General features: G+C 72.0%; 5 protein-coding genes. 4 read left to right on the top strand and 1 reads right to left on the bottom strand.

Features of this window, described 5'->3' with window-relative positions; translation table 11 throughout:
* Nucleotides 1-138: 138 nt before the first annotated feature.
* Nucleotides 139-1,035, bottom strand: a complete 897-nt coding sequence (locus tag DLJ58_RS18225; protein WP_124857989.1) for an aminoglycoside phosphotransferase family protein — start codon at nt 1,033-1,035, stop codon at nt 139-141.
* A 99-nt stretch (nt 1,036-1,134) separates the two neighbouring features.
* Between DLJ58_RS18225 and DLJ58_RS18220 the strand changes: the two genes are divergently transcribed.
* The 4 genes from DLJ58_RS18220 to DLJ58_RS18205 form a co-directional block, all read left to right on the top strand.
* Nucleotides 1,135-1,986 (top strand): LLM class flavin-dependent oxidoreductase, encoded by an 852-nt coding sequence (locus tag DLJ58_RS18220; RefSeq protein WP_124857987.1) that lies wholly within the window; start codon nt 1,135-1,137, stop codon nt 1,984-1,986.
* Nucleotides 1,983-2,408 carry a nucleoside deaminase gene (locus tag DLJ58_RS18215; protein WP_124857985.1) on the top strand — a complete coding sequence of 142 codons (426 nt, stop codon included), beginning with the start codon at nt 1,983-1,985 and terminating at the stop codon, nt 2,406-2,408. Before DLJ58_RS18220 ends, DLJ58_RS18215 begins: the two co-directional genes overlap by 4 nt.
* A gap of 236 nt (nt 2,409-2,644) precedes the next feature.
* Nucleotides 2,645-3,910, top strand: coding sequence for an AGE family epimerase/isomerase (locus tag DLJ58_RS18210; protein ID WP_124857983.1), 1,266 nt, complete (start codon nt 2,645-2,647; stop codon nt 3,908-3,910).
* The coding region (locus tag DLJ58_RS18205) for a carbohydrate kinase family protein (RefSeq protein ID WP_148097995.1) at nt 3,907-4,848 on the top strand (942 nt) is incomplete at its 3' end. The genes DLJ58_RS18210 and DLJ58_RS18205, both read left to right, overlap by 4 nt.

The following is a 4,848-nucleotide window of genomic DNA, read 5'->3' as shown; positions in this document are numbered from 1 at the left end:
CCCCGGCGCCCGCCCGTCGCGCCGATCTTGCAGTTTCTGTTGTCGAAGTGGGTTGATATGCACCATAGATCGGGACAGAAAGTGCAAGATCGCGGAGCTGGGTCGGGCACCACCACCCCGTGATCGCCGAGCCGGAGCTCAATCGGTGTCGAGCAGCCAGCGGACCACTTCGATCTTCTCGGGGAAGACTGTGTCGTCGGCGAGGCTCCAGGCCAGAGTGTGGCCGATCGTCCAACCTCGGACCCGTTCCCGGTCCAGCCCCAGTTCGGCGCTGAGCCGGTCCAGCCGGTGCCGGACGGCAGCTGGTGAGTGGCCCAACTCCGGGCCGCGCACCATCGGTACGACCGAGAACGCCCGTTCCCCGGTCAGCGGCTTCGGGTCGATCGCCAGCCACGGTCCTCGGTCGGCGGCGAGGGCGTCGGCGGCGAGGGCGTCGGCGGCGAGGATGTTGCCGGCGTGCAGGTCCTGGTTGACCAGCACCTGCTCGCCCTGGCTCGACGCCAGGCCGGTGAGCAGGTCGAGCGCCGCGTCCAGCAGCCGCCGCTCGTACGGCCGGCCGGCCCGTTCCCAGGCCCGGGGCATCCGGTCGATCCAACCTGCGGCCTCCTGTGCCAGCGGCGTGAACGGCGCGCCGGCCGGTCGCCAGAGCCGGGGGAGCAGTCCGATCACCACGTCCAGCGCTCGGTCCGGCGGAAGGTCGTGCAGGGGAGTGCCGGGCTGGCAGCGTTCGAGCAGCAGGGCACGCCGCCCGGGGTCGTGGGCGAGCAGGCGGATCGCCGCGTCACCGTCCCAGTGGGTCAGGGCGTCGGCCTCGTGTCGGCTCTCCTCGTCGGGGTACTGGAGCTTCAGCACTGCCGCTGTGCCGTCGGGCAGGTGGGCAGGGAGCGCCAGTGAGGCGTACGCCTGCCGGAAGGGCGGGCCGACCCGCAGCGACCACCGTTCGGCGCACTCCGTCAGCCACGTCGGGAGCGCGGCCAGCCAGGCGCGACCGGTGGGTGATGCGCGTACCCAGTCGAGTCCCTCGGGCAGATCCATCCGGCGCTCCTGAGTCGTGCGGCAATTCGTGCCGAATGCCAGCTGATTCAGCCGGGCCGCGGCGTTCACACACCGGTCCACAGTGGCTAGCGTGGACGGGTGCAGATAGGTGTGAACGTACCGAACTTCGCCCCGGGCACCGACCCCGACGTCCTGCGTCGGTGGGCGCAGACGGTGGAGGGCCTCGGCTTCGACCTGTTGATGGTCTCCGATCACATCGCGGTGACCTCGGACGTGGCCGAGCAGTATCCGGCGCCGTTCTACGAGCCGTTCACCACGCTGTCCTGGCTGGCCGGGGTGACCAGCCGGGTTCGGCTGGGCACCACGGTGCTCATCGTCCCGTACCGGCACCCGCTGCTCACCGCCCGGATGGCGGCGAACCTCAACCGGCTCAGCGGCGGCCGGTTGGTTCTCGGTGTCGGCGTCGGTTGGGCCCGGCAGGAGTTCGAGGCGCTCGGCGTGCCGTTCCGGCAGCGCGGCGCGCTGACCGACGAGTACCTGCACACCATGCGCGAGGCCTGGAAGGACACCGAGGACTACGACACGGCGCCGATCCCGATCTGGGTCGGTGGCAACAGCGAGGCCGGCATGCGGCGCGCGGTACTGCTCGGTGACGCCTGGCACCCGCTGCGGGTCACGCCGGCACGGCTGGCCGAGGCGGTCGGGCGGCTGACGGACATCGCTGACGAGCTGGGTCGCCCGGTGCCCGCGTTGGTGCCGCGGATCGCGCTCCAGGAGACCCGAGAACCGATCACCGACCCGGACCGGCTGGCCGGTGTCGGCACCATTGATCAGATCGTCGCCGACCTGGACCAGCTTCGTGGGTTCGGCGCGGAGACGGTGGTGCTGGACCCGTTCAACGGCGACCTGACCGAGATCCGCCAGCCCGAACGCGCCTGGCGGACCCTTGCGGCCGTGGCCGCACATCACGCAACCCAGGAGGACCGATGACCCCCGACGACGAGAAGTTTCTCCGCCACGCTGTGGAAATCGCCAGGCGGGCGGGGGCTTCCGGCGAACGGCCGTTCGGCTCGTTGCTGGTCGACGCGTCCGGCGTCGTCCTGATCGAGGACCACAACACAGTGGTCTCCGACGCGGACATCAGCGCCCATCCGGAGTTGAAGCTGGCCCGCTGGGCGGCTCGGGAACTCTCCCCCGAGCTGGCCGCCGGCACCACCATGTTCACCAGTTGCCAGCCCTGCGCGATGTGCGCGACGGCGATCGACCGGTCCGGCCTCGGGCGGGTGGTGTACGCGCTGTCCACCGAGCAGTTCGAGGAGGTCAAGCCGGCCACCCCACCGCTGCCCCCGGTCCGCTACGAGGGGCCGGCGCTGTTCGACGAGGCGCGCCGGCCGATCGACGACTACTACTGACCGAAGCTGCCCTGGGGCGGTGTGACGCAGCCGGAATTGACAGTCGGCCGGCTGCCGGAGCAGGGTTGAGCGGTGACAACGATGTCAACGGGCAAATGGGAGGAAAAGCCTCCCGCCCCGTGCCGACCCTGGCCAGTCGATTCGTGGCGTACCGTTGGCGATTTTGCGGCGCGGACCCGGTCCCTCCGCCGATCCTGGCCGTATGTCCCTTTCCTACCCGACGGTGACCAGCTGAAATGACCGACGTGCCCCGATCCGACGCCGCAACGACCCCTGCTCCTGCGGGGTCACCAGACCTGCCCGATCTGGACGAGTTCCTCGTCGACCAGACCCGGACGCTGCTCGACACCGCCCGCTGCTCGGTCCGGCCCGAGGGCGGCTTCTGGTGGCTCACCGACGACCGCACCCCGGATCGCGGCGAACCGATCCACACCTGGATCACCTGCCGGATGACTTACGCGGCCGCCCTCGCTCACCGCAACGGCGATCCGGACGCCGCCGCCCTGGTCGACCACGGGATCGCCGCGCTCAGCACTCTGCTGCGCGACGACCGGTACGGCGGCTGGTTCGGCGCGGTGGACCAGCAGGGAGTGCCCGTCAACGACCGCAAGGCCGGCTACGACCACGCGTTCGTGCTGCTCGCCGCCTCCACCGCCGCGCGCGCCGGACGGCCCGGAGCGGACCGGCTGCTCGCCGACGTGCTGACCGTCGTGCGGGACCGGTTCTGGGACGACGACGCCGGCGCGGTCCGCGAATCGTGGAACCGGGACTGGACGGTCACCGAGGACTACCGGGGCGCCAACAGCAGCATGCACATGGTCGAGGCTTTCCTCGCCGCTGCCGCCGCCACCGGTGACGCGAGCTGGGCCGACCGTGCCCTGCGGATCGCCACCCACCTCGTGCACGGTGAGGCGGCCCGACACGACTGGCGGCTGCCTGAGCACTTCACCACCGACTGGACGCCGCTGCCCGACTACAACCGGGACCAGCCCGCCGACCCGTTCCGGCCGTACGGCTCCACGATCGGGCACTGGCTGGAGTGGGCCCGGCTGCTGCTGGAGTTGGAGGCGGTGCTGCCGCAGCCACCCCGCTGGCTGCTCGCCGACGCCCGCGCCCTGTTCGCCGCCGCCGTGCGTCGCGGCTGGGCGGTCGACGGCGCGGACGGCTTCGTCTACACCATCGACTGGGACGACCGGCCGGTGGTGCGCTCCCGGATGCACTGGGTTCTCGCCGAGGCCATCGGCGCGGCGATCACCCTGCACCGCCGTACCGGGGACACGGTCTACCTCGACTGGTACCGGGTCTTCTGGGCGTACGCCCGCCGCAGTCTCATCGACCAGACCGGATGGCGGCACGAGCTGGGCGCGCAGAACCTGCCCGCCGATACGGTCTGGCACGGCCGACCGGACGTCTACCACGCCTACCAGGCGGTACTGCTGTCCCGCGCGGCCGACGGGCTCGGCGGCCCCGGCCCGCTCGCACCGGGGGAGGTGACCGCGTGATCGTCGTCGCGGGTGAGGCGCTGATCGACCTGGTCGTCACCGCCGAGGGGCAGCGGCCCGTGTCCGGTGGCTCCCCGGCGAACGTCGCGGTCACCCTGGCCCGGCTCGACCAGCCGGTACGGCTGCTGGCCCGGCTCGCCAACGACGAGTACGGCCGGCAACTCGTCGAGCATCTGAGCGCCAACCGGGTGGACCTGGAGTGGGCGGTACGCGCCGAGGAGCCCACGTCGGTGGCGGTGGCCACCCTGAACGCCGCCGGGCAGGCCAGCTACGAGTTCCGGCTGGCCGGTGCGGCCGACTGGCAGTGGACGCCGCAGGAGCTGCCCGAGCTGGCCGGGTCACCGGCGATCGCGCTGCACACCGGGTCCCTCGCGCTCGCGTTGGCACCCGGCGCGGAGGCGCTGGAGGGCCTGCTCGCCCGGGAACGCCAGCGCGACGGGCTCACCGTCTCCATCGACCTCAACCTGCGCCCGAGCATCGTCACCGACCGGGCGGCGGAGCAGGAACGGGTACGCCGGCAGATTCGCCTCGCGCACCTGGTCAAGGCCAGCGACGAGGACCTCGCCTGGCTCTACCCGGACCGTTCGGTGGCCGACGTGATGACCGAATGGCGTACGGCCGGTGTGTCCTGCGCCGTGGTGACCCGGGGCGGCGACGGCGCCTGGCTGCTCGCGCCGGACGGCTCGCTGCACGAGGAGCCAGCGGTCCGCACCACGGTGGTCGACACCGTCGGTGCCGGCGACTCGTTCACCGGTGGCCTGCTGGCCGCACTGGCCGGCTTCGACGCGCTCGGTGACCGGCCGGCCGACCGGCTCGCCGCGGTGACTCCGCAGCAGTGGGCGGAGGTGCTCCGACAGGCCGCCACGGTGGCCGCGCTGACCTGCGCCCGCCGAGGCGCCAACCCCCCCACCCGCGCCGAGGTCGAAGCACTCCTACAT

This window comes from Micromonospora arida, from assembly GCF_003857035.1.
Lineage (GTDB): Bacteria > Actinomycetota > Actinomycetes > Mycobacteriales > Micromonosporaceae > Micromonospora > Micromonospora arida.
Note: the sequence above shows the minus strand (reverse complement) of the source record. Positions and strands in the feature narration are given on the sequence as shown.

What these genes read in the sequence shown, in the direction of transcription:
- DLJ58_RS18225 (WP_124857989.1), bottom strand. Translation starts at nt 1,035, where the DNA reads ATGGATCTGCCCGAGGGACTCGACTGGGTACGCGCATCACCCACCGGT.
- DLJ58_RS18215 (WP_124857985.1), top strand. Translation starts at nt 1,983, where the DNA reads ATGACCCCCGACGACGAGAAGTTTCTCCGCCACGCTGTGGAAATCGCC.
- DLJ58_RS18210 (WP_124857983.1), top strand. Translation starts at nt 2,645, where the DNA reads ATGACCGACGTGCCCCGATCCGACGCCGCAACGACCCCTGCTCCTGCG.